Annotated in this window: 19 protein-coding genes and 1 CRISPR repeat array; of the genes, 12 read left to right on the top strand and 7 right to left on the bottom strand. The window is 61.3% G+C overall.

Annotated features, from left to right (window positions below; translation table 11 throughout):
* Positions 1-31: 31 nt before the first annotated feature.
* Complete coding sequence (locus IGB42_RS00820) at positions 32-1,540, top strand: ParB/Srx family N-terminal domain-containing protein (protein WP_159665207.1); 1,509 nt, start codon at positions 32-34, stop codon at positions 1,538-1,540.
* Positions 1,541-1,729: 189 nt separating this feature from the next.
* Here the strand turns inward: IGB42_RS00820 and leuA are convergent, their stop codons facing one another.
* Positions 1,730-3,433: a 2-isopropylmalate synthase gene (gene leuA / locus IGB42_RS00815; RefSeq protein WP_159665205.1), complete on the bottom strand. Its 1,704-nt coding sequence runs from the start codon at positions 3,431-3,433 to the stop codon at positions 1,730-1,732.
* Positions 3,434-3,823: 390 nt separating this feature from the next.
* Between leuA and kdpF the strand changes: the two genes are divergently transcribed.
* The 4 genes from kdpF to kdpC all read left to right on the top strand — a co-directional run bounded on the left by kdpF (position 3,824) and on the right by kdpC (position 8,495).
* Positions 3,824-3,913, top strand: a complete 90-nt coding sequence (gene kdpF / locus IGB42_RS00810; RefSeq protein ID WP_159665203.1) for a K(+)-transporting ATPase subunit F — start codon at positions 3,824-3,826, stop codon at positions 3,911-3,913.
* Entirely contained in the window at positions 3,913-5,703 is a 1,791-nt protein-coding gene (gene kdpA, locus IGB42_RS00805) for a potassium-transporting ATPase subunit KdpA (protein WP_159665201.1), read from the top strand. Before kdpF ends, kdpA begins: the two co-directional genes overlap by 1 nt.
* Positions 5,704-5,775: 72 nt before the next feature.
* Positions 5,776-7,842 carry a potassium-transporting ATPase subunit KdpB gene (gene kdpB / locus IGB42_RS00800; protein WP_159665199.1) on the top strand — a complete coding sequence of 689 codons (2,067 nt, stop codon included), beginning with the start codon at positions 5,776-5,778 and terminating at the stop codon, positions 7,840-7,842.
* Positions 7,843-7,916: 74 nt separating this feature from the next.
* On the top strand, positions 7,917-8,495 hold the full coding sequence (gene kdpC / locus IGB42_RS00795) for a potassium-transporting ATPase subunit KdpC (protein WP_159665197.1): 579 nt from the start codon (positions 7,917-7,919) through the stop codon (positions 8,493-8,495).
* 10 nt (positions 8,496-8,505) lie between these two features.
* Here the strand turns inward: kdpC and IGB42_RS00790 are convergent, their stop codons facing one another.
* Positions 8,506-8,814 carry a hypothetical protein gene (locus IGB42_RS00790; protein WP_159665195.1) on the bottom strand — a complete coding sequence of 103 codons (309 nt, stop codon included), beginning with the start codon at positions 8,812-8,814 and terminating at the stop codon, positions 8,506-8,508.
* Positions 8,815-8,883: 69 nt separating this feature from the next.
* Between IGB42_RS00790 and IGB42_RS00785 the strand changes: the two genes are divergently transcribed.
* Both IGB42_RS00785 and kdpE read left to right on the top strand, forming a co-directional pair.
* Complete coding sequence (locus tag IGB42_RS00785) at positions 8,884-11,589, top strand: sensor histidine kinase KdpD (protein WP_159665193.1); 2,706 nt, start codon at positions 8,884-8,886, stop codon at positions 11,587-11,589.
* Positions 11,590-11,592: 3 nt separating this feature from the next.
* The gene (gene kdpE / locus IGB42_RS00780; RefSeq protein ID WP_159665191.1) at positions 11,593-12,288 is read left to right on the top strand and encodes a two-component system response regulator KdpE; all 696 of its coding nucleotides are present in this window, start codon (positions 11,593-11,595) and stop codon (positions 12,286-12,288) included.
* A 41-nt stretch (positions 12,289-12,329) separates the two neighbouring features.
* Here the strand turns inward: kdpE and IGB42_RS00775 are convergent, their stop codons facing one another.
* The 3 genes from IGB42_RS00775 to IGB42_RS00765 form a co-directional block, all read right to left on the bottom strand.
* Complete coding sequence (locus tag IGB42_RS00775; protein ID WP_159665189.1) at positions 12,330-12,728, bottom strand: VOC family protein; 399 nt, start codon at positions 12,726-12,728, stop codon at positions 12,330-12,332.
* Between the two features lie 81 nt (positions 12,729-12,809).
* Positions 12,810-13,229, bottom strand: coding sequence for a hypothetical protein (locus IGB42_RS00770; RefSeq protein ID WP_159665187.1), 420 nt, complete (start codon positions 13,227-13,229; stop codon positions 12,810-12,812).
* Positions 13,230-13,274: 45 nt separating this feature from the next.
* Complete coding sequence (locus tag IGB42_RS00765) at positions 13,275-13,769, bottom strand: N-acetyltransferase (protein WP_159665185.1); 495 nt, start codon at positions 13,767-13,769, stop codon at positions 13,275-13,277.
* A 5-nt stretch (positions 13,770-13,774) separates the two neighbouring features.
* Between IGB42_RS00765 and IGB42_RS00760 the strand changes: the two genes are divergently transcribed.
* Positions 13,775-13,981 carry a hypothetical protein gene (locus tag IGB42_RS00760; protein ID WP_159665183.1) on the top strand — a complete coding sequence of 69 codons (207 nt, stop codon included), beginning with the start codon at positions 13,775-13,777 and terminating at the stop codon, positions 13,979-13,981.
* Positions 13,982-14,343: 362 nt separating this feature from the next.
* A CRISPR array of direct repeats spans positions 14,344-15,347; the repeat unit is 29 nt; unit sequence CTGTTCCCCGCGAACGCGGGGATGAACCG.
* Positions 15,348-15,514: 167 nt separating this feature from the next.
* Here the strand turns inward: IGB42_RS00760 and guaB are convergent.
* Complete coding sequence (gene guaB / locus IGB42_RS00755) at positions 15,515-16,981, bottom strand: IMP dehydrogenase (protein ID WP_159665181.1); 1,467 nt, start codon at positions 16,979-16,981, stop codon at positions 15,515-15,517.
* Positions 16,982-17,142: 161 nt separating this feature from the next.
* Here guaB and IGB42_RS00750 point away from each other — a divergent pair, with 161 nt between their 5' ends.
* From IGB42_RS00750 to IGB42_RS00735, 4 genes are all read left to right on the top strand, one after another.
* A complete protein-coding gene (locus tag IGB42_RS00750) occupies positions 17,143-18,342 on the top strand; it encodes a patatin-like phospholipase family protein (protein ID WP_159665179.1) in 1,200 nt (399 codons plus the stop codon).
* A 25-nt stretch (positions 18,343-18,367) separates the two neighbouring features.
* Positions 18,368-18,889: a disulfide bond formation protein B gene (locus IGB42_RS00745; protein ID WP_159665177.1), complete on the top strand. Its 522-nt coding sequence runs from the start codon at positions 18,368-18,370 to the stop codon at positions 18,887-18,889.
* Positions 18,886-19,806, top strand: coding sequence for a LysR substrate-binding domain-containing protein (locus tag IGB42_RS00740; protein ID WP_159665175.1), 921 nt, complete (start codon positions 18,886-18,888; stop codon positions 19,804-19,806). Before IGB42_RS00745 ends, IGB42_RS00740 begins: the two co-directional genes overlap by 4 nt.
* Positions 19,807-19,872: 66 nt before the next feature.
* Entirely contained in the window at positions 19,873-21,024 is a 1,152-nt protein-coding gene (locus tag IGB42_RS00735; RefSeq protein ID WP_159665172.1) for an NAD(P)/FAD-dependent oxidoreductase, read from the top strand.
* A gap of 86 nt (positions 21,025-21,110) precedes the next feature.
* On the opposite strand, the gene IGB42_RS22085 is transcribed toward IGB42_RS00735, so the two are convergent.
* Complete coding sequence (locus tag IGB42_RS22085) at positions 21,111-21,815, bottom strand: UPF0149 family protein (protein WP_159666374.1); 705 nt, start codon at positions 21,813-21,815, stop codon at positions 21,111-21,113.
* Between the last annotated feature and the right edge of the window lie 58 nt (positions 21,816-21,873).

The following is a 21,873-nucleotide window of genomic DNA, read 5'->3' as shown; positions in this document are numbered from 1 at the left end:
TTGTCGAGAGTATGAGAGGATGAAACCCGTCATGAACCCATTGTTTTCAAGCCAGCGCCGCAACGGCGCGGCATCCCTGCTGGCAGCCACGTTGCTGGCCGGCGCCCTTGCCGCCATCGCAACCCCTGCACATGCCGCCCAGTCGGCATGTGATGCCAATCTGCCCGCCAGCGCGCAGGCGCCTTATGTATGTGCACAGCCCGGTGAGCTGATCGACGTCACGCTAGATGCGCTGCACCCCACGCAAGCCGTGCTGGGCAAGGCAGAAATCTATTACAAGCTGGGCCGCTATCGCAGCAACAAGGACGAGCTGGCCGGTTCATTCAACAAGCGTTTCGATGACTGGTGCGAAGCCAACGGCCAGGAGAAAACCCTGTGGGCCGATACCAATTCGCGCCTGAACAACCCGGCAAGCTTCGGTTGCACGGTGCCGCTGGGCGCCGAGACACCGGCTACCGTAGCGGCGATGAAAACCGCGGTGATCGGCCCGGGCGGTGCACTCTACCTGACTGATGGCCACCACACCTTCACCTCGTTCCTGGAAACCCCGGACGGCGGCGCGGCGATGCATGTGCGTGTGCGCGTGGCAGATAACCTCAGCGCTCTGCCGCTGAATGCCTTCTGGCAGGCGATGCAGGACAATCGCCGCGTGTGGCTACGGGATGAAAACAACCAGCCGATCACCCTAGCGCAATTGCCGGACCGCCTTGGCCTTGCCAATTTCCATGACGACAAATACCGCAGCCTGGTCTACTTCACCCGTGATATCGGCTACAACGTACCGGCACAGGCTACCGAGTTCCTCGAGTACTATTGGGGTGGCTGGCTGCGCAGCACCGGCGTGGATCTGAACGCCTACGACCTGAATGACAGCGCCACCTACCTCAAGCTGGTGAAGCAGGCGTCGCAAGCAATGGCCGCATTGCCTGCCGGCACGCTGATCGATGGTGCCACTGCTGCTGATCTGGGCAGGATTGCACAATGGAACGGCGGCAAGAAAGAAACCGGTGGCGAATTCGACAAGCTCTCCAAGCCATTCAGCGATGCCAAGCCGGGCAAGCTCGCCTATTCGCTCAACTTCCGCGCGGATGTCGCGGTGACGCCGGCTTGCACCACCACCATCAGTGGCGTGCACAGCGGAGCAGTGAATGCGGGTAGCGGTGTGCTGTGTCTCGACCGTGCCACGGTGCAGGGTGATATCGCGGTGGGCAGCGGCGCCAGCGTGGTGATCAATGGCAGCAGCATCAACGGTGCGCTGCGCTTCAGCAACGCAGGCAGCGTTTACCTGTGCGGTAACCAGATCAATGGCGCTGTTGCCATCAATGGTACCAGCGGCCTGCTGCAGATCGGCGGCAACGGTTGCACGGTGAATGCAATTAGCGGCGCCGTGGCGCTCAACAGCAACAATGGCGGCGTGGTGCTGGCCGGCAACACCATCAATGGCCCGGTGATGTGTTACGCCAACCTGCCTGACCCGCTGAACCTGGGCCGCTCCAACCAGGTGAACGGCCCCAAGGTTTATCAGTGCGGTTTGATGTAAGCGCCACGGGTTGATCCTGCAATGATCAGAACCCCGGCCTTATGGCCGGGGTTTTTGCTTGGGCGTCAGAAATGGGTAGCGGCATCAATACTGGCCCCTGCTGCGGCATCGGCATCATCCGGCTGCCATAGGCTGGCGGGCAGTAAAAAGCCGGTACGCGCTTGCGTACCGGCTGCCGGGCCTGGCGGCTTAAATCGCCGCCTGTTCGGTCATGGCCGGCACGGCAAGCACAGCGCGGTTCACCCCGCACAGCAAGGACTTGATCGCCGCAGCGACGATGTTGCGGTCGGTGCCGGCGCCAAAGCCCGGGCTGCCACCGTTCACGCGCATTTCGATGTAGCAGGCGGCTTCGGCATCGGCGCCGCCTTTCAGAGCGTGCTCGTGATAATCCACCACCGAGATGGCCACGCCGGTCACCGCCTTGAATGCATCGACAAACGCTGCAATCGGGCCGTTGCCCTTGCCGATCACCAACTGGTGCTTGCCGGCGTGCAGCACCTCCACTTCGATCTGTACCACGTCACCGTCCGGGCCGCCTGCGCGCTCTTCCAGGCTGTGGCGCAAATACTGCCACGGCGCGTTGCGATCCAGGTATTCGGCACGCAGCACATTGATGATGTCTGCGGCACGCACTTCGCGGCCAGTGGCATCGCTCACGCGCTGGATGGCACGGCTGAATTCGATCTGCATGCGGCGCGGCAGGTCAAAACCGTATTCCTGCTGCAGCACATAGCTCACGCCGCCCTTGCCCGACTGGCTGTTGACGCGGATCACCGCATCGTAGTTGCGGCCCAGGTCTGCCGGGTCGACCGGCAGGTAAGGTACCTCCCAGATCTCGCCTGCCACACGCTTGGCGAAGCCCTTCTTGATGGCATCCTGGTGCGAGCCGGAAAACGCGGTGAATACCAGATCACCCGCATACGGATGGCGCGGGTGTACCGGCAACTGCGTGCAGTGCTCGGCAGTCTGGCGGATAGCATCGATATCCGAGAAATCCAGCCCCGGATGCACGCCCTGGCTGTACAGGTTGAGCGCCAGCGTCACCAGGTCGACGTTGCCGGTACGCTCGCCACTGCCGAACAGGCAGCCTTCAATACGGTCTGCGCCAGCCATCACCGCGAGTTCGGCGGCCGCCACCGCGCAGCCGCGGTCGTTGTGCGGGTGCACCGACAAAATGATGCTGTCGCGGCGGGTGAGGTTGCGGCTCATCCATTCGATCTGGTCGGCATAGATATTGGGCGTACCCATCTCTACCGTGGCCGGCAGGTTGACGATCATCTTGCGCTCTGGCGTGGGTTGCCACACGTCTGCCACTGCATCGCACACTTCTTTGGCGTAGTCGAGCTCGGTGGCGGAGAAGGTCTCCGGCGAATACTGGTACACCCAATCGGTTTCCGGGTGTTGTTCGATCAGTTCGCGGATCAGGCGGGTGCCGGCCAGCGCGATGGTTTTGGAGCCTGCCTTGTCGGTATCGAACACGATGCGGCGGAAGTTTGGCGCCAGCGCGTTGTACATATGCACGATGGCACGGCGCGCGCCAAGCAGGGATTCGATGCTGCGGCGGATCAGGTCTTCGCGCGCCTGGGTGAGCACCTCGATGGTGACGTCATCCGGAATGCGCTTTTCCTCGATCAGCCGGCGGACGAAATCGAAATCCGTCTGCGAAGCGGACGGGAACGCCACTTCGATTTCCTTGAAGCCGATTGCCACCAGTGTTTCGAACATTTTCAGCTTTTTTTCCACGCTCATCGGCTCGATCAGCGCCTGGTTGCCGTCGCGCAGGTCGGTACTCATCCAGATCGGCGGGGCGGTGATTACCCGGTCTGGCCAGGTACGGTCAGGCAGGGCAATGGGCTGAAAAGCGCGGTACTTGCTGGCGGGCTGGGCAATCATGGCGGACCTTTGACAAAAAGTAGGGTGACTGATGGCATTGATGTGACCAATTTTGCATATTCGTGGCCGTAACGTCAAATGTATTCCGATTTGTATCGGAATATATGCTTGCCACCCGATTTTTATTAGACATTTTGTACTTTATGTCTAATTCTGGCGTTGGCCAAGCATGCGGAACAGGTTAATCCGGTCTTTACAGCATTTTTATACCGTCATGCTGCCTTTTAGCGCTGTCTTTACACCCATTTACTTACAGTTTGATCAGGCCAAAACGCCATCCAACACAAGGGAGCAACTTGCCATGGACCTGATCTATCTCGCCGCGATTGCCGGCTTTGCCGCATTCACTTTCCTGTTCATCCGTCTGTGTGAGCAAGCCGGGGGTGCGCAATGAGCCTGATTACCCTGCTTGCCGGTGCCGCTGCGGTGTTCCTGCTCGGCTACCTGCTTCATGCACTGATCAAGCCGGAGCGCTTCTGATGCAAACCCAGGCTTATTTTCAACTCGCGCTCTATCTGGCCGTGCTGCTGGTGCTGGCATGGCCGCTGGGCGCATACATGCAAAAAATCTTCAATGGCGAAACGCCCGCGTATGCACGCTGGCTGTCGCCGCTGGAGCGCCTTTTCTACAAGCTGGCCGGGGTAAAGGCCGATGAAGAAACCGGCTGGAAGCCCTACGCAGTCGGCATCCTGCTGTTCAACCTGATCGGCGTGGTGGCCGTGTATGCGCTGCAACGCCTGCAGGGCGTGCTGCCATTCAACCCGCAGGCGCTGGGTGCGGTATCGGCTGATTCGGCGTTCAACACCGCCATTTCGTTTGTCAGCAATACCAACTGGCAGGGTTATGCCGGTGAAACCACCATGAGCTATCTCACGCAGATGCTCGCCCTCACCGTGCAGAACTTCCTGTCTGCCGCCACTGGCATTGCCGTTGCCATTGCTTTGATCCGTGGCTTTGCACGCAAGAGCAGCAGCACCATCGGCAATGTGTGGACCGACCTGACCCGCGCCACGCTGTATGTACTGGTGCCGCTTTCCATCGTGCTGGCGGTCGTACTGGCGGGGCAGGGGGTGATCCAGAACTTCAAGCCGTACCAGGAAGTGGCCACGCTGGAGGCGACCACCTTCCAGCAAGCCAAGCTGGGTGCTGACGGCAGTGCGCTCAAGGATGCCAGGGGGAATGCAGTCGTTGAGGCTGTCACCACCACCACGCAAACGCTGGCCATGGGGCCGGTGGCATCGCAAGAAGCGATCAAGATGCTGGGAACCAACGGTGGGGGCTTCTTCAATGCCAACTCGGCGCATCCGTACGAGAACCCCACGCCGCTATCCAATTTCCTGCAGATGCTGGCCATTTTCCTGATCCCCACGGCGCTGTGCTTCGTGTTCGGACGTATCGTGGGCGACCGCCGGCAGGGCTGGGCGGTACTGGCGGCCATGACGCTGATTTTCGTGCTGGCCTATGGTGCCCTTGTCAGTGCCGAGATTGCCGGCAACCCGGTGCTGAAGGAGGCCGGTGCCGCCGTTGCCAGCAATATGGAAGGCAAGGAAACGCGCTTCGGCATCGTGGCATCCAGCCTGTTTGCCACCATCACCACGGCGGCTTCGTGCGGCGCGGTCAACGCCATGCACGATTCGCTGACGCCGCTGGGTGGCATGGTACCCACCTTGCTGATGCAACTGGGCGAGGTGGTGTTCGGCGGCGTGGGCTCCGGGCTCTACGGCATGCTGGTGTTTGCCATCCTGGCGGTGTTCATTGCCGGCCTGATGGTGGGCCGCACGCCGGAATACCTGGGCAAGAAGATCGAATCGTTCGAAATGAAAATGACCGCCATCGCCATTCTGGTCACGCCCATCCTGGTGCTGGCCGGTACCGCCATTGCGGTGCTTGCAACTGGCGGCAAGGCCGGTATTTTCAACCCGGGCGCGCATGGTTTCTCCGAGGTGCTGTACGCATTGTCCAGCGCGGCCAACAACAATGGCTCCGCGTTTGCCGGGCTATCTGCCAACACGCCGTTCTACAACCTGCTGCTGGGTATTGCGATGTGGTTCGGGCGCTTCTGGATCATCGTGCCGATCCTGGCGATTGCCGGCTCGCTGGCGGCCAAGAAACGGCTGAATGCCAATGCCGGCACCTTGCCCACGCATGGTCCGCTGTTCGTGCTGTTGCTGATCGGTTCGGTGTTGCTGGTGGGGGCGCTCAACTATATCCCCGCGCTGGCGCTGGGGCCGATTGTCGAGCACCTGCAGATGAGCGCAGCAGCACGCTGATCACCACGGCAGGTGCCGGCCCGGTGGCGGGCACCTGCATCGAAGGACATTGAAGCCCAAAAGGATACTGGAATGACCGGCAACAAACTCTCGCTGTTCGACCCCGCGCTGATCAAGTCGGCACTGGTCGACGCATTCAGGAAACTGGCACCGCAGGTGCAATGGCGCAACCCGGTGATGTTCGTGGTTTACCTGGGCAGCATCCTCACCACCATCCTGTTTGCCGAGGCCCTGTTCGGTACCGGCGAAGCACCGGCAGGCTTTATCGGTGCGATCACCTTGTGGCTGTGGTTTACCGTGCTGTTTGCCAACTTTGCCGAAGCGCTGGCCGAAGGGCGCAGCAAGGCACAGGCAGCCAGCCTGCGCAGTACCAAGAAGAATGTGGTGGCTAAAAAATTGTCTGGCCCCAACCGCAGCGCCAGCAAGCAGATTGCCAGCAGTGCCGACCTGCGCCGCGGCGATTACGTGCTGGTCGAGGCCGGGGATGTCATCCCCGCCGATGGCGAAGTGGTGGAAGGCGTGGCTTCAGTGGATGAAGCGGCGATCACCGGTGAATCCGCCCCGGTGATCCGGGAATCCGGCGGCGACTTTACTGCGGTGACAGGCGGCACCCGTGTGCTGTCGGACTGGATCGTGGTCAAGGTGAGTGTCAACCCGGGCGAGGCCTTTCTCGATCGCATGATCGCCATGGTGGAAGGCGCCAAGCGTCAGAAAACCCCCAACGAGATTGCGCTGACCATCCTGCTGGTGGCGCTGACCATCGTGTTCCTGGTGGTTACCGTGACCTTGCTGCCGTTCTCGCAGTTCAGCGTAGCCACTGCCAGCGCCGGCACGCCGATCACCATTACTGCATTGATCGCGCTGCTGGTGTGCCTGATCCCCACTACCATCGGTGCGCTGCTATCGGCGATCGGCGTAGCCGGCATGAGCCGCATGATGCAGGCCAATGTGATTGCCACTTCGGGCCGCGCGGTGGAAGCGGCTGGCGACGTGGACGTGCTGCTGCTGGATAAAACCGGCACCATCACGCTGGGTAACCGCCAGGCGTCGGCATTCATTCCTGCACCGGGCGTCAGCGAGAAAGAGCTGGCTGATTTTGCCCAACTGGCATCGCTTTCTGACGAAACGCCGGAGGGCCGCAGCATTGTGGTGCTGGCCAAGCAGAAGTTTGCCATCCGCGCCCGCGAGCTATCCGAGCACAACGCCCACTTTGTCGGCTTCACTGCGCAAACCCGCATGAGTGGTGTGGATTACGACGGCCGGCAGATCCGCAAGGGCGCCATCGATGCCATCAAGCGGCATGTGGCCGAGCTGGGCGGCGTGTTTCCGGATGCGGTGGCGCAGGCCGCCAACGATGCATCACGCCGTGGTTCCACACCGTTGCTGGTGTCGGACAACGAGCGCGTGCTGGGCGTGGTGGAACTCAAGGACATCGTCAAGGGCGGTATCAAGGAGCGCTTTGCCGAGCTGCGTGCGATGGGCATCAAGACGGTGATGATCACCGGCGACAACCCGCTGACCGCCGCCGCAATTGCCGCCGAGGCCGGCGTGGATGATTTCCTCGCCGAAGCCAGGCCGGAAGACAAGTTGGCGCTGATCCGCAGCCATCAGGCGGAAGGGCGGCTGGTGGCGATGACCGGCGACGGCACCAACGATGCGCCGGCGTTGGCACAGGCGGACGTGGCTGTCGCCATGAACACCGGCACGCAGGCGGCCAAAGAGGCCGGCAATATGGTCGATCTGGATTCCAACCCCACCAAGCTGATCGAGATCGTCGGCATCGGCAAGCAGATGCTGATGACGCGCGGCTCGTTGACCACGTTCTCGGTCGCCAATGACGTGGCCAAGTATTTCGCCATCATCCCGGCTGCGTTTGCCAGCACCTATCCGCAATTGGATGCGCTCAACGTGATGGGCTTGCAAAGCCCGGCCTCGGCCATCCTGGCTGCGGTGATCTTCAACGCCATCATCATCGTGTTTTTGATTCCGCTCGCACTCAAGGGTGTGGCGTACAAGGCGCAAAGCGCTGCCAACCTGCTGCGCAGCAACCTGCTGATCTACGGCTTGGGCGGGCTGATCGTGCCGTTTGCAGGCATCAAGCTGATCGATATGTTGCTGGGTGCGTTGCACCTGGCCTGATGCCGATTGGCTGGCCCGGTGTATCGGGCAAGCCAAGCATCGCTTCAACCGCTTTTATGAAAAGGAATTGCATCATGAAACAACAAATTCGCCCGGCTTTGGTCTTGTTCGGCCTGCTGACCGTGCTGACCGGCGTGATCTATCCGGCCATCGTTACCGGCGTTGCGCAAGCGGCATTCCCCCAGCAAGCCAATGGCAGCTTGCTGGTGCGCGATGGCAAGGTGGTGGGCTCAAGCCTGATTGGCCAGAACTTCACCGGCAACGCTTACTTCTGGGGCCGCCCATCTGCCACCGGCCCGATGCCGTATAACGCTGGCGCATCCGGTGGCTCCAACCTGGGGCCCACCAATCCGGCGCTGGCCGATGCAGTCAAGGCACGCGTTGCGCTGCTGAAGGCGGCCGACCCTGCCAATACCCTGCCGGTACCTGTAGATCTGGTTACCGCATCCGCCAGCGGGCTGGATCCGGACATCAGCCCGGCAGCCGCACAATACCAGCTTGGCCGCGTTGCCGCCGTGCGCAAGCTGGCCGCGGTTGAAGTGCAGGCGCTGATCGATGCGCATACGACCGGACGCCAATGGGGTGCATTGGGAGAGCCGCGGGTGAATGTGCTGGCGCTGAATATGGCGCTGGATGTCGCTTCCACGCATTGAACGGCGACGATCAGGGCATGGCGTTCCAGATGACGGCGAACGGATATAAAGCTGCAACCATGGCAACCCTTAATGCAAGCGCTAGGGCAATACGCTGGTAGCGGTTCAGCCGGCATTCATGGCTGCAATAACCGCCTGGCGCTGTCTTGCCGTTTGCGAGGATGCGTTTTCTTGCATGCCCGAGCAAGCCACCGTAGCCATAGCAGCGGGGTATGAGACGTTGCTCGCGACGCCCACGGACGAATATCCACACACAAAAGGCAAGCATTGCCATGAACATGTCGTTACCCATCAACGATGCTATCGTTTCCGTGTCCATGTTTGAGCGAGCATATGGTTTGAAACCGTTCTTTTATAAAGGGCGTTCTTGCAGCGTGCAAGGCAGCTTATGAGTGAGTACCGGCCTGATCCGGATCAGCTGCTGGAAGAAATCCAGCGCGACGAAGCGCAGGCTACGCGTGGCCGCCTGAAGATTTTCTTCGGCGGCTGTGCCGGGGTGGGCAAGACCTGGGCGATGTTGGCCGCCGCGCAGGCCAAAGTGCGCGAGGGCGCGGTGGTAGTGGCAGGTGTGGTGGAAACGCATGGCCGGGCAGAAACGGCGGCCATGCTGGCCGGCCTGCAGCAATTGCCGCCACGGCACATCGAATACAGGGGCAAGCGCTTGCCGGAGTTCGATCTGGATTCCGCGCTGCTGATCAAGCCGGCGTTGATGCTGATCGACGAGTTTGCGCATTCCAACGTGCCCGGCAGTCGGCACCCCAAGCGCTGGCAGGATGTGGAAGAGCTCCTGTCTGCGGGCATCGATGTCTACACCACGCTCAATGTGCAACACCTGGAAAGCCTCAACGATATCGTCGGGCAGATCACCGGCATCGTGGTGCGCGAAACCGTGCCCGACAGGGTATTCGATGCCGCAGACGAAGTCACGCTGGTGGATTTACCGCCGGATGAGCTATTGGCGCGGCTGCAGGCCGGCAAGGTATACCTGCCGCAGCAGGCAGAGCGCGCTACGCAGCACTTTTTCCGCAAGGGCAACCTGCTGGCGCTGCGCGAGCTGGCACTGCGCCGTACCGCAGACCGTGTGGATGCACAAATGCGTGCCTACCGGGCAGATCAGTCCATCCGCCCGGTGTGGCAGGCGCGCGAACGGCTGCTGGTGTGTGTGGGGCCGGGTAACTGTGCCGAAAAACTGGTGCGCAGCGGTGCGCGCCTGGCCGCCAGCCTGCACGCGGACTGGCTGGCCATTTACGTGGAAACGCCCGCCCTGCAGCGCCAGGGCGAGGCAGAGCGTGCACGTACCTTGAAGGCACTCAAGCTGGCGCAGGAACTGGGTGCCGAAACCAGTGTGCTGGCCGGTGTGGATCTGCCGGCTACCTTGCTGGCGTATGCGCAAAGCCGCAATGCATCCAAGCTGGTGGTGGGCAAATCGCAGCGCGGCATGCTGCACCGGCTATGGCGCCAACCGCTGTCGGAGCGCCTGGCGCATGCCGCACGGGATGTGGATGTCTACGTGGTGGCGCACGAGCTGGACGATGGCAAGCCCGCCGCCACCGGCCCGGCACGCAGCATGTTGTTCGATACCGGCACCCCGCGCCGCAAGCGTTATGGCATCGTTGCTGCGCTGGCTGCCTGCGGCATCACCAGCCTGATCGCCGCCGGCCTGGTGGATATGTTCGATCTGGCCAATGTGGCGATGCTGTATCTGCTGGCGGTGGTACTGGTTGCCGTCCGCTTCGGCCGGCGTGCCGGGGCGCTGGCCGCGGTGACCAGTGTGGGCGCGTTCGATTTTTTCTTCGTACCACCGCGCATGTCGCTGCGGGTAAGCGATACACAATACCTGCTGACCTTTGTGGTGATGCTGGCCGTGGCCTTGATCATCGGCCAACTGGCCGCGCGCTTGCGCTTCGAAGCCACGGTGGCGACTTATCGTGAACGCCGCACGCGCGCGCTTTACGAGCTGGGGCGTGAGCTGGCTGGCGCGCTGACCGCGCCGCAGGTGGTGGAAATCGGAGCGCGCCAGCTGGCTGCCTTGTTCCAGTCGGACGTGCAATTATTCGTGCCCGACAGCATGGATAAACTGCAGGCAGCGGGCGAGGGTGGTGCCTTCGATGCTGGCTTGGCGCAATGGGCGTTCGATCATCAGCAGCCTGCTGGCCTTGGCACGCACACCTTGCCGGCCAGTGTCGCGCATTACCTGCCGCTGCGCGCGCCGATGCGTGTACGCGGGGTGCTGGCGCTGATTCCCCGTATGGCGGCAGCAGGCGCAGCGCAGCAGATTTTCCAGCCCGAACAGCAACGCCTGCTGGAAACCTGCGCCAGCCAGATTGCGCTGTCGCTGGAGCGGGTGCATTACGTGGAGGTGGCGCAGGATGCCATCGTGGCCATGGAAGCCGAGCGCTTGCGCAACGGCGTGCTGTCGGCGGTATCGCATGATCTGCGCACGCCATTGACCAGCCTGCTGGGGCTGGCCAGCTTGCTGGAGGCCGGCCATGTGCATGGCGAGCAACAACAGGAGCTGACTACAGCAATCCGCCAGGAAGCGGAGCGGATGAACCGGCTGGTGATCAACCTGCTGGATATGGCACGCCTGCAATCGGGCGTGAAGCTCAACAAGGCGTGGCAGTTGCTGGATGAGGTGATCGGCAGTGCTGCGCGTGCGGTTGAATCCGTGTTGTTGCGGCATGTGCTGAAGGTGGCGTTGCCGGCAGACCTGCCGATGTTGGCATTCGATGCGGTACTGATCGAGCGCGTGTTCGTCAATCTGCTGGAAAATGCCGCCAAGTACACGCCGCCCGGCAGCGTGGTGACGATTGCGGCCCGCCACAGCGGCGGCATGATTGAAGTAACCGTCAGCGACGATGGCCCCGGCTTGCCGGCGGGCCGCGCCGAGCAACTGTTTGCCAAGTTTGCACGCGGTGAGAGCGAATCGGCCACCCCCGGCGTGGGCTTGGGGCTGGCGATTTGCCGCACCATCATCGAGGCACACGGCGGTACGATCCAGGCGCACAATCTGGCGCCAGACAGCGGCAAGCATGGCGCCGCATTCACTTTTACCCTGCCGGCGGGCAACCCGCCCGCCTTGCCGGAAGCCTGATGTATGGATAACGCACCGATCAATATCGTGGTGATCGAAGACGACAAGCCGATACGGCGTTTTCTTTCCACCACGCTGGAGGCCGAAGGCATCCATGTACACGAAGCGGAAACCGGCAAGCAGGGCCTGGTGGACGTAGCCACCCGCAAGCCGGACCTGATCATCCTGGACCTGGGCCTGCCGGACATGGATGGCGTCGAGGTGATCCGCAGGCTGCGCGAGTGGTGTGCGTTGCCCATCCTGGTGTTGTCTGCCCGCGCACAGGAAAGTGAAAAAGTAGCCGCGCTGGATGCGGGGGCCGACGACTACCTGACCAAGCCGTTCGGCGTGGCCGAATGCCTGGCGCGTATCCGGGTGCTGCTGCGCCGGCATAGCGGGCAGGGCACAGCTGCGCAAAGCGAGTTTGCCTTCGGCGATGTCAAGATCGACCTGGCCGCGCGCATGGTATTCAAGGCCGGCGAACCCGTGCACCTGACCCCCATCGAATACCGGCTACTCACCACCCTGATCCGCCATGCCGGCCGCGTGCTGACCCACCGAGAGCTGCTGCGCGAGGTATGGGGGCCATCACATTCGGAATCCAGCCAGTACCTGCGCGTCTACATGGGCCATTTGCGCCAGAAGCTGGAAGATGAGCCGGCGCTGCCGCGCTTCATCGTGACCGAAACCGGTGTGGGTTACCGCTTGCTGGCCGGTTGATGAGCGGCCGGTCGCTGATCAATCGCTCACTGGTTTGCCCGTCAATCCGTGTTCTGCGCAATGCGCCACAGCACGCCGGATGGATCGATGATCACGAAATCGCGCATGCCCCATGGTTGATCCTGTGGCGGCACCGTCCTGACTGCGTATTTGTCGATCAAACCGCTGGCTTGCAGCGTGCTCCACCATGCATCCACATCCTCGACCAGCAGATGCATCATCAGGTTCTCGGCAAACTCCTTCACGTAGAAGTTCTGCAGCAAGAAGCTCACATTCTCGTGGTGGAAATAGGCCAGGTCGCCGCCATCCCACGCCATGGTGAAGCCCAAGTCCTGATAAAAGGCTTGCGACAATGCATAGTCCTGCGCAGGCAGGAAGGCTTTCAGTTCAACGGTTTTCAGGTTGAGGGCCGGCAAGGCAGCGGATTGCGGGATTTCCATGGGGTATCCAGAGTTTGGGGGAACGCTACAGCAAGCCTGAGGCCGGTTGCAGCGTAATCCCGATGTGATCGCGGTTGATATTCAGAGCGAGATGAAACAGGCATAAACCAGAATCACCGCAGCAACGAGCGATGCCCAAGCGCCCAGCAGATTGCCCGCATAAACGACTTTGGCGCCGATAGGCCCACTGGACGACAAACCCCGGTGGCCGAGCAGCGCGCCCAATGGCAACGCCACGCAGAACGAATAGCTGGACACGATCAGCGCAATCGCCAGTGCCCACTTGGTGGCCGTACCAACGGCCAGCGAGGAAAGGATGGCGGATGTGGCAATCATCAACGTTGCCCCCAGCGGCAGGCTGACGTGCGCTACCTGCCACGACCGCACGATATGCGCTTCTGCGCCACGCTTGATCGCCTTGGCATAGGGTGCGCCAAACAGCAGGCCCAGCAGCAGGACAATGGATGCATGAAAGGCAAGGTGTTTTGCGACAGGTTCCATAGGGTCTCTGCATGGGTTTTTAGTGGATGCGGGTGTTGCTGCTGATCAGGATGAGCTGCTGAAATTCAGCAAATCTTCACCTCCCAGGCGGAAATAAAGCTTGTCTGTCACCTGCGTGGCACCCAGCGAGTGATAAAACGCGATTGCGCCCGGGTTGGACGTATCCACGGTCCAGTCAAAACGCAGGCAGTTTTGCGCTACCGCATACCGGGCTACCCATTGCATCAGCAGTTGCCCCAGGCCGGTACTGCGGTGAGCCGAGTGCACGTACAGCTCCTTCATGAACAACTGGCCACGTTCCTTCGGTGCCGGGTACAGCAGGGACAGCGTGGCGAGCGCCAGCGCCTTGCCTTCCTCGGCAGCGATCAGCAATTGCACACCCGACTGCGGGCCGAGTATGGCTTGCTGCAGATTGTTGCTGATCGCAACCCGGCCGGATGCATTGCTGCCGTTGTAATGCACGCTCATGTCGTGCAGCAGATCGACCGTGGTTTCCAGCTGGTCGGGCGTATAGAAGGCAATCTGGATGGAACCAGGCATAGGCAGTGGGTATTGTAATCAGGCAGGCTGGATTGTTGGCGCAAGCGGGATCGGTATTTGCCGCATTGACCGGCTGCTACAAAGCCCGGGTTAGTTTCTCTTGCATTGATCGCTTTCTGCAAGCTGCCGATGTGTCAAAAGCAGTGCGCTGGGCAGGTTTTCAGGTGATTCATTCGCCAGACATTGACCTGCCCTTGCACTGGCAAGAATGAATGGTGTTGGACTTGCATTTTTGCTGAATAAGGGATGATATTGTCATGGAGCGAAAGGGTGCCGATTGCCTTGCAGGCATTGCTGCCTGTATCTGCGGATGATTACCAGGCATCTGCTTTACCGATCCCCTGATAGTGCTGCTTGAAGGGAATCATCCGCTGGCGTGCCCAGAGCAGTACCGATAACCCCGGTGGGGGCTCACGCTAGCAAGTTGCTGTTTTTTTGCAGCAATGCGGAGTGGTTCAACCCACGCTTGTAGCGACATTCTTTAAAAATCCGTAGTGTGTGAAAGCAAGCTTGAAAGCTTGGTAGTATTTCGAGGTCCATAATAATCTATATGGGTCAATGACTTGGTTTTAGTCTGTTCCCCGCGAACGCGGGGATGAACCGGGAAGGGTGGCCAGATTGCCTATCAGGATGCCCTGTTCCCCGCGAACGCGGGGATGAACCGGTATCCATGCGTTATTACGCAGGCTTGCTCATCTGTTCCCCGCGAACGCGGGGATGAACCGCCAACGACTTTGGCGCGATACGTGGCGGTCATCTGTTCCCCGCGAACGCGGGGATGAACCGGGCTTGTCAGATGCGCTTGATTGGCAGGCGTACTGTTCCCCGCGAACGCGGGGATGAACCGGTATTTTCGTCATGAAATACGGTACACAGGCACTGTTCCCCGCGAACGCGGGGATGAACCGCTGTTAGCCCGGTGCCTTTGGTGGCTGTTCCGCTGTTCCCCGCGAACGCGGGGATGAACCGGCGATTGTTGGCACGGCGGTGGCAATGGTGGGCTGTTCCCCGCGAACGCGGGGATGAACCGCTGGACATTACGTCCGCTTCTTGTTGCGTCATCCTGTTCCCCGCGAACGCGGGATGAACCGGAAAAAGATCAGGTGGAATTGACGGTGAAGATCTGTTCCCCGCGAACGCGGGGATGAACCGTGTTCTAAATTAGCGGGAAAGAAAATTCCGGGCTGTTCCCCGCGAACGCGGGGATGAACCGGGCTGGACCGGCTGTCTCGCGATATGGTCGAGCTGTTCCCCGCGAACGCGGGGATGAACCAGCGCCTTATGGCGGCCTGGTGAACGCAATGCTCTGTTCCCCGCGAACGCGGGGATGAACCGCCCACCGGCGCCCAAGGCGCTCAGCAGGTAATCTGTTCCCCGCGAACGCGGGGATGAACCGGAACTGGCCGTGTCTTGGGCGTATTCGTGATCCTGTTCCCCGCGAACGCGGGATGAACCGCTGCAGATCGACAACATCGGCCGCGAGCTGACCTGTTCCCCGCGAACGCGGGGATGAACCGACTACGCCGCCGAAGCGCTCGACCTGAATGAGCTGTTCCCCGCGAACGCGGGGATGAACCGTCGGACAGGAAAGTAGCCAGTTACTTCCGCACTGCAGGGAAATCAGCGTCAAGGGCGGGTGCTGACATGAACCACCCGCCCGCAAAAAACCAAAACCCCGCATCCTGTGAAGGAATACGGGGTTTTGGCTGCATTGCAAGCAGCAAGTCAGCTCGGGACCTTGCTGCTTATTCCATACGGTAGTTCGGTGCTTCCTTGGTGATCTGCACATCATGCACGTGCGATTCACGGATACCGGCAGAGGTGATCTGCACGAACTCGGCTTTGGCGTGCATGTCGGCGATGCTGGCGCAGCCCACATAGCCCATGGAAGAGCGGATGCCGCCAACCAGCTGGTGCACGATGGCGGTCAGCGGGCCCTTGTACGGTACGCGGCCTTCGATGCCTTCCGGCACCAGCTTTTCCACGTTGGCGGTGTTTTCTTCCTGGAAATAACGGTCGGACGAGCCTTGCTGCATGGCGCCCAGCGAGCCCATGCCGCGATAGCTCTTGTAAGAGCGGCCCTGGTACAGCTCCACTTCCCCCGGCGCTTCTTCGCAACCGGCAAACAGGCCACCCAGCATCACGCAATGCGCGCCGGCTGCCAGTGCCTTGGAAATATCGCCAGAGAAACGGATGCCGCCGTCGGCAATCAGTGGCACCCCAGTGCCAGCGAGTGCTTCAGCTACATTCGATACGGCCGATATTTGCGGTACGCCCACGCCAGCCACGATCCGCGTGGTGCAGATCGAGCCCGGGCCGATGCCCACCTTCACGCCGTCCGCACCGGCTTCAACCAGTGCCAGCGCAGCGGCGGCGGTGGCGATGTTGCCGCCGATCACCTGCACCTGCGGGAAGTTGGTTTTTACCCAGCGTACGCGGTCCAGCACGCCCTGGCTGTGGCCGTGGGCGGTATCGACTACCAGCACGTCCACACCGGCTTCAACCAGCAGCGCCACGCGCTCTTCGGTATCGCCGCCGGTACCGACAGCAGCACCCACCAGCAAACGGCCGGCCGAATCCTTGGCAGCGTTCGGGTGCTCGGTCTTCTTGATGATGTCCTTGACGGTGATCAGGCCCTTCAGGCGGAACGCATCGTCCACCACCAGCACGCGTTCCAGCCGGTGCGTGTGCATCAGTTCGCGCGCATCTTCAATGCTGGCGCCTTCGCGCACGGTGATCAGGCGCTCTTTCGGCGTCATGATCGATGATACCGGTACATCCAGGCGGGATTCAAAACGCAAGTCGCGGTTGGTCACGATACCCACTACCTGGCCAGTCGCATCGATGACCGGCAGGCCGGAAATGCGGTGTTGGCGGGTAATGGCCAGTACGTCACGCACCAGCAGGTCGGGGCGTACGGTGATCGGGTCTTTGACGATGCCCGATTCGTAGCGTTTTACCTTGGCCACTTCCTGCGCCTGGGTTTTTGCGGGGACATTCTTGTGCACGATGCCGATGCCGCCTTCCTGAGCCAGTGCAATGGCGAGGCGTGCTTCGGTCACCGTATCCATCGCGGCGGAAAGCAGCGGCAGATTGATACGGATATCGCGGGTCAATTGAGTGGCGAGCGAAACGTCGCGCGGCAGAACATTCGAATGAGCGGGAACGAGCAGGACGTCGTCGAAGGTCAGGGCTTTCTGAACGATACGCATGGGGCGCAATCCTTAGGCGGCAAAAATCGATTATACCGAATGTCGCAAAGATGATCTATGGGGTAGGGCACCGTCATGTTGCGGTGCATGGTTGCGAAGCGCTGTAAGAAAAACTAACGTCAAGCTATAACAAGTAAGAATCCAGGCAAGGCGCGGCATTCATGACCCCCTCTCAGCAAACATCCTCTGTGCCTGCCGGGCTGATCCTGTCGGGGGGGGGCGCACGCGCGGCCTACCAGGTGGGCGTATTGCTGGCGATTGCGCGGCTGTTGCCGCGCCATGCGCCGAACCCATTCCCCATCATTTGCGGCACCTCCGCCGGGGCGATCAACGCCGCTGCTTTGGCCGCTGGCTCATGCGATTTCAAGAAAAGCGTATTCAAGCTGGTGCATGCATGGGGGGCACTGACGCCAGACCGCGTGTACCGCGCGGGCTTTCTGCAGCTGTTCCGCCGCGCTGGCCACTGGGTGATTTCGCTGATGATCGGTGGCATGGGTCGATTCAACCCGCGCAGCTTCCTGGATAACGCGCCGCTGCGTGATCTGCTGTCAGAAATGATCGAGCTTGAAGGCATCGCACAGGGCATAGAAAAAGGCTGCCTGGCTGCGTTATCGATTACCGCATCCGGTTATACCTCGGGCGAATCGGTGAGTTTTTTCCAGGCAGCCGCCACGCTGGAGGGATGGCGGCGCGCCAAGCGCATCGGCGTGCCGGTAGAGATCGGGCTGGATCACCTGATGGCATCCAGTGCCATTCCGCTGGTGTTCCCTGCCGTGCGTATCCGTCGCGAGTATTTCGGCGATGGCTCGGTGCGGCAGATTGCGCCCATCAGCCCGGCCATCCACCTGGGCGCGCGCAAGTTGCTGGTGGTGGGCGTGGCACCGCAGGATGACGAAGGCGGCAGCCGCCAGCGGACGGATGCCTATCCATCGCTGGCGCAGGTGGCGGGCCACCTGATGAATAGCGTATTCCTCGACAGCATGGAAACCGATCTGGAGCGGCTGACCCGCATCAACCGCACGCTGACGCGTTTGCCAACGGAGGGGGCCAACCAGCTGGAGCTGCAGCCGATCGAGGTGTTGTCGATTGCGCCTTCGCAACCGCTGGAGCGCTTGTCGATTCCGCACAAATCCACTTTCCCGCCGGGGCTGCGCTTTTTGCTGTCCGGCCTGGGGGCATTCCGCCGCCAGGGCTCGGTGGTGGCCAGCTACCTGATGTTCCATGGTGAATACACGCGCGCGCTGATCCAGCTGGGTTACAAGGATGCGATGGCGCAGCGCCGTGCCATCGAATCCTTTCTGGGATTAAGCCCAAAAGCACATCCACTTCCTGACGAGGCTGCTACAATCGCTGTCGATTGAAAAAACCAATCGATGGAGTGTTTTCATGTTGCGATGGCGTGCGGGCTTTTTCGCCCTGGCCCTGGCGTGTGCCGGCATGATCGGCTATGCGCTGTACGAGCAGTACTACAATTTCTTGATGCCGTGCCTGATGTGCATTTATCAGCGCATTGCCATCATCAGCTATGGTTTCATCGCCTTGCTTGCCGCTGTGTGGCTGCCCAAAACCCGCGGTGGCGTATATGTGCTGGGCGCGCTGGCTAGCATTGCATCGCTGGGTGGCGCATTCGCAGCCGCCAAGCACGTGCTGTTGCAGTACGGCCCCAAGGATGTCACCGTCAGTTGCGCGCCCAGCCTGCCGTTCCCCATCAACCTGAATGATCCGTTCTGGCCATCTTGGTTTGCCGCGCTGATCCGCCCGGTGGGCGAGTGCAGCAATATCGACCTGACCGTACTTGGCCTGTCCATGCCGGTGTGGGTGCTGCTGGCCTGCTTCGGGCTGTTTGTTGCCGCCATCGTGCTGTGCGCGTTGCGTGTGCGTGAACTTCGCAAGGGATGGTGGCGATGACACTGACAGAGCTGCGCTACATCGTTGCCGTTGCGCGTGAGCGCCATTTCGGCCGCGCTGCGGCAAGCTGCTTCGTGTCGCAGCCTACCTTGTCGGTGGCAGTGAAAAAGCTGGAAGACGAGCTTGGCGTTACCCTGTTCGAGCGCTCTGCCGGTGATGTCTCGCTGACCTCCACCGGTGAGCGCGTGGTGGAACAGGCGCAGCGGGTGCTGGAAGAAGTGCAGGTGGTCAAGCAACTGGCCGAACAGGGCAAAGACCCGCTGGCCGGCCCCTTGCGCCTTGGCATCATCTACACCATCAGCCCCTATCTGTTGCCTTGCCTGATCCCGGCACTGCGCGACAAAGCGCCGCAAATGCAGCTGCTGCTGGAAGAGAACTACACCGGCCGATTGGCGGAGATGCTCAAGCAGGGCGAGATCGACGTTGCCATCGTGGCGGAGCCGTTCTTCGAAACCGGCGTGAGCACGCTGCAGCTGTACGATGAGCCCTTCGTGGTTGCCACCCCCAAGGGCCACCCGTGGGAGAAGCTCAAGGCCATCGATGCCAACCAGCTGGCGGAAGAAAACGTGCTGCTGCTCTCGCCGGGTAATTGCTTCCGTGACCATGTGCTGCAAACCTGCCCGGACCTGAACCGCGAAAGCCTGCCGGCCGGCAGCCTGCAGCGCACCTTGCAGGGCAGCTCGCTCACCACCATCCGGCATATGGTCGCCGGTGGCATCGGTGTGACGGTATTGCCGATCACGTCGATTACCGCGGCGGATGATGCGCTGCTGTCGATCAGGCCGTTTGCGGGTGAAACACCCACGCGGCGCGTGATCCTGGCGTGGCGCAAGAACTTCCCGCGCACCGGCGCTGTCGAGGCGATCCGCCAGGCGGTGCTTGCATCCGGCCTTGCCGGTGTCAGCTTCCTGGGCTGATCAGCAGCAACCGATACCCCACATTACCCAGATCGGGCTGCCGCGGCAGCCAACCAGAGGATTCCCATGACAGCGCCCATCGTCATCATCGGCACCGGCCTTGCCGGCTACAACCTTGCCCGTGAGGTCCGCAAGCTCGATACCGCCACACCGCTCACACTGATTACCCGCGACGGCGGCGGCTTTTACTCCAAGCCCATGCTCTCCAATGCACTGGCCGGCAAGAAAACCGCCGACATGCTGGTGATGAAACCGGTGGAAAAAATGGCGGAAGAATTGAACGCCACCATCCTGAATCGCCGTAGCGTCAGCGCAATCGATGTCGCCAAGCATGAAATCAGGCTGGATGATGGCAGTGTGCTCGGTTACGGCAAACTGGTGCTGGCACAAGGTGCCGATCCGCTGCGCCTGCCGCTGGCAGGCAATGCCGCTGATGACGTCCTGTCGGTGAACGATCTGGATGACTACGCCCGCTTTGCCGGCAAGCTCGAAGGCGTGCAGCGCGTGGTGATCCTGGGTGCAGGGTTGATCGGCTGCGAGTTTGCCAATGACCTGCTGGCGCGCGATATCAAGCCGACGGTGCTGGATGTGGCTGCATGGCCGCTGTCCCGGCTGGTGCCGCAGCAGGCGGGTAATTACCTGGCCGGCAAGCTGGCTGCGGCTGGCGTGGATTTGCGCCTGGGTGTCAGCGCGGCAGCGGTCGACAAGGCGGAAACCGGCTACCGCGTCACGCTGGCCGACGGCATGGTGCTGGAAACCGATCTGGTGTTGTCCGCCATCGGCCTGCGCCCGCGCACGCAACTGGCGCAGGCCGCCGGCCTGCATGTGGAGCGCGGTGTGGTGGTCAACCGCTTGCTGCAAACGTCGGACCAGGCGATTTACGCGGTTGGCGATACCGCCGAAGTGAACGGGCTATCCCTGCCGTTCGTGTTGCCCATCATGCAGCAGGCCCGTGCGCTGGCGGCCACGCTGGCAGGCAACGACACCGAGATCAAATACCCGGCCATGCCGGTGCTGGTGAAAACCCCCGCATGCCCAACCGTGGTATCGCCACCAGCAGTCGGCGCGCAGGGTGAATGGCAGGTGGATGCCAGCGAAACAGCTGTCGATGCCCGCTTCGTTGCTGCTGACGGCACCTTGCTGGGTTTTGCACTGCTGGGCGAGGCCACCAGGCAGCGGCAGGCACTGGTGCCGTTGCTGCCGCCCGTGTTGGCTTGAGCAGGATTCGCTCTAAGCCAGACTGGCGATAAAAAACGGCGCTTGAAGCGCCGTTTTTTTATCGAAGCGTTAACCGCCACGCCATATCACGCGCCGTGGCATTTCTTGTATTTCTTGCCGCTGCCACACGGGCATGGATCGTTGCGACCTACCTTGGGCGCATCATTGCGTACGGTTTCCACTTTGCCGAAGCGTTTTTCCAGCCAGTAGAACATCACGTCCTCAACCAGCCACGGCAGCTCGGTCAGGCGTTCTTCGCGCTGCGGTACGTCCAGTTCTTCCAGGTCTTCTTCGGCCTCGCCGTCGCTGCCTTCCAGCGCCAGGATGCTGGCGATGGTATCGAAGAATTCTTCGTCCTCATCCAGCGCCGCCTGCCACAGGTCTTCGCGCGCCAGGATGCCGACGCGAAAACCTGACGCCCAGTAGGCGCCCAGCGTTTCCTTCCACTTTTCATCCACGCCCTCGTCTTCGAGGATCAGCGGCAGATAGAGCGGTTCTTCCCCCACATTGCTGCGGCGCTTGGGCGCAAAAGCCTGCTGCACGGTCTGGAAGTGCCGGTGGATCAGGTCGAGGACTTCATCGGCTTCTTTCTGGTCCGAAAATTCGGGCGTCTGGCCGGCAAAAATCTGCGGCAGCCATTCTTCTTCGCTGATATCTTCCGGGCCGATGGCCAGCGCCACGAAAAAGCCATCGACCATTTCCAGGTCCATGGTTTCGTCCGGCGTACGGGGCGACATCAAAAAGGTGTCGAGGTATTCGAGTTCGCTGTCGTTGAGCGGTGTGTGCGACATGGTGTTTCCCTGGTAAATCCTGAACAGATGATAGTAGGTGGCGCTGCCCGCGAGGAGG

The sequence above is a fragment of the Andreprevotia sp. IGB-42 genome, from assembly GCF_009848685.1.
Taxonomy (GTDB): Bacteria; Pseudomonadota; Gammaproteobacteria; order Burkholderiales; family Chitinibacteraceae; genus Andreprevotia.
The sequence above is the reverse complement of the archived record's forward strand: the minus strand, read 5'-3'. Positions and strand labels throughout refer to the sequence as shown.

Coding starts and splice junctions, on each gene's coding strand:
- IGB42_RS00820 (WP_159665207.1), top strand. CDS start 32: ATGAACCCATTGTTTTCAAGCCAGCGCCGCAACGGCGCGGCATCCCTG.
- leuA (WP_159665205.1), bottom strand. CDS start 3,433: ATGATTGCCCAGCCCGCCAGCAAGTACCGCGCTTTTCAGCCCATTGCC.
- kdpF (WP_159665203.1), top strand. CDS start 3,824: ATGAGCCTGATTACCCTGCTTGCCGGTGCCGCTGCGGTGTTCCTGCTC.
- kdpA (WP_159665201.1), top strand. CDS start 3,913: ATGCAAACCCAGGCTTATTTTCAACTCGCGCTCTATCTGGCCGTGCTG.
- kdpB (WP_159665199.1), top strand. CDS start 5,776: ATGACCGGCAACAAACTCTCGCTGTTCGACCCCGCGCTGATCAAGTCG.
- kdpC (WP_159665197.1), top strand. CDS start 7,917: ATGAAACAACAAATTCGCCCGGCTTTGGTCTTGTTCGGCCTGCTGACC.
- IGB42_RS00790 (WP_159665195.1), bottom strand. CDS start 8,814: ATGGACACGGAAACGATAGCATCGTTGATGGGTAACGACATGTTCATG.
- IGB42_RS00785 (WP_159665193.1), top strand. CDS start 8,884: ATGAGTGAGTACCGGCCTGATCCGGATCAGCTGCTGGAAGAAATCCAG.
- kdpE (WP_159665191.1), top strand. CDS start 11,593: ATGGATAACGCACCGATCAATATCGTGGTGATCGAAGACGACAAGCCG.
- IGB42_RS00775 (WP_159665189.1), bottom strand. CDS start 12,728: ATGGAAATCCCGCAATCCGCTGCCTTGCCGGCCCTCAACCTGAAAACC.
- IGB42_RS00770 (WP_159665187.1), bottom strand. CDS start 13,229: ATGGAACCTGTCGCAAAACACCTTGCCTTTCATGCATCCATTGTCCTG.
- IGB42_RS00765 (WP_159665185.1), bottom strand. CDS start 13,769: ATGCCTGGTTCCATCCAGATTGCCTTCTATACGCCCGACCAGCTGGAA.
- guaB (WP_159665181.1), bottom strand. CDS start 16,981: ATGCGTATCGTTCAGAAAGCCCTGACCTTCGACGACGTCCTGCTCGTT.
- IGB42_RS00750 (WP_159665179.1), top strand. CDS start 17,143: ATGACCCCCTCTCAGCAAACATCCTCTGTGCCTGCCGGGCTGATCCTG.
- IGB42_RS00745 (WP_159665177.1), top strand. CDS start 18,368: ATGTTGCGATGGCGTGCGGGCTTTTTCGCCCTGGCCCTGGCGTGTGCC.
- IGB42_RS00740 (WP_159665175.1), top strand. CDS start 18,886: ATGACACTGACAGAGCTGCGCTACATCGTTGCCGTTGCGCGTGAGCGC.
- IGB42_RS00735 (WP_159665172.1), top strand. CDS start 19,873: ATGACAGCGCCCATCGTCATCATCGGCACCGGCCTTGCCGGCTACAAC.
- IGB42_RS22085 (WP_159666374.1), bottom strand. CDS start 21,815: ATGTCGCACACACCGCTCAACGACAGCGAACTCGAATACCTCGACACC.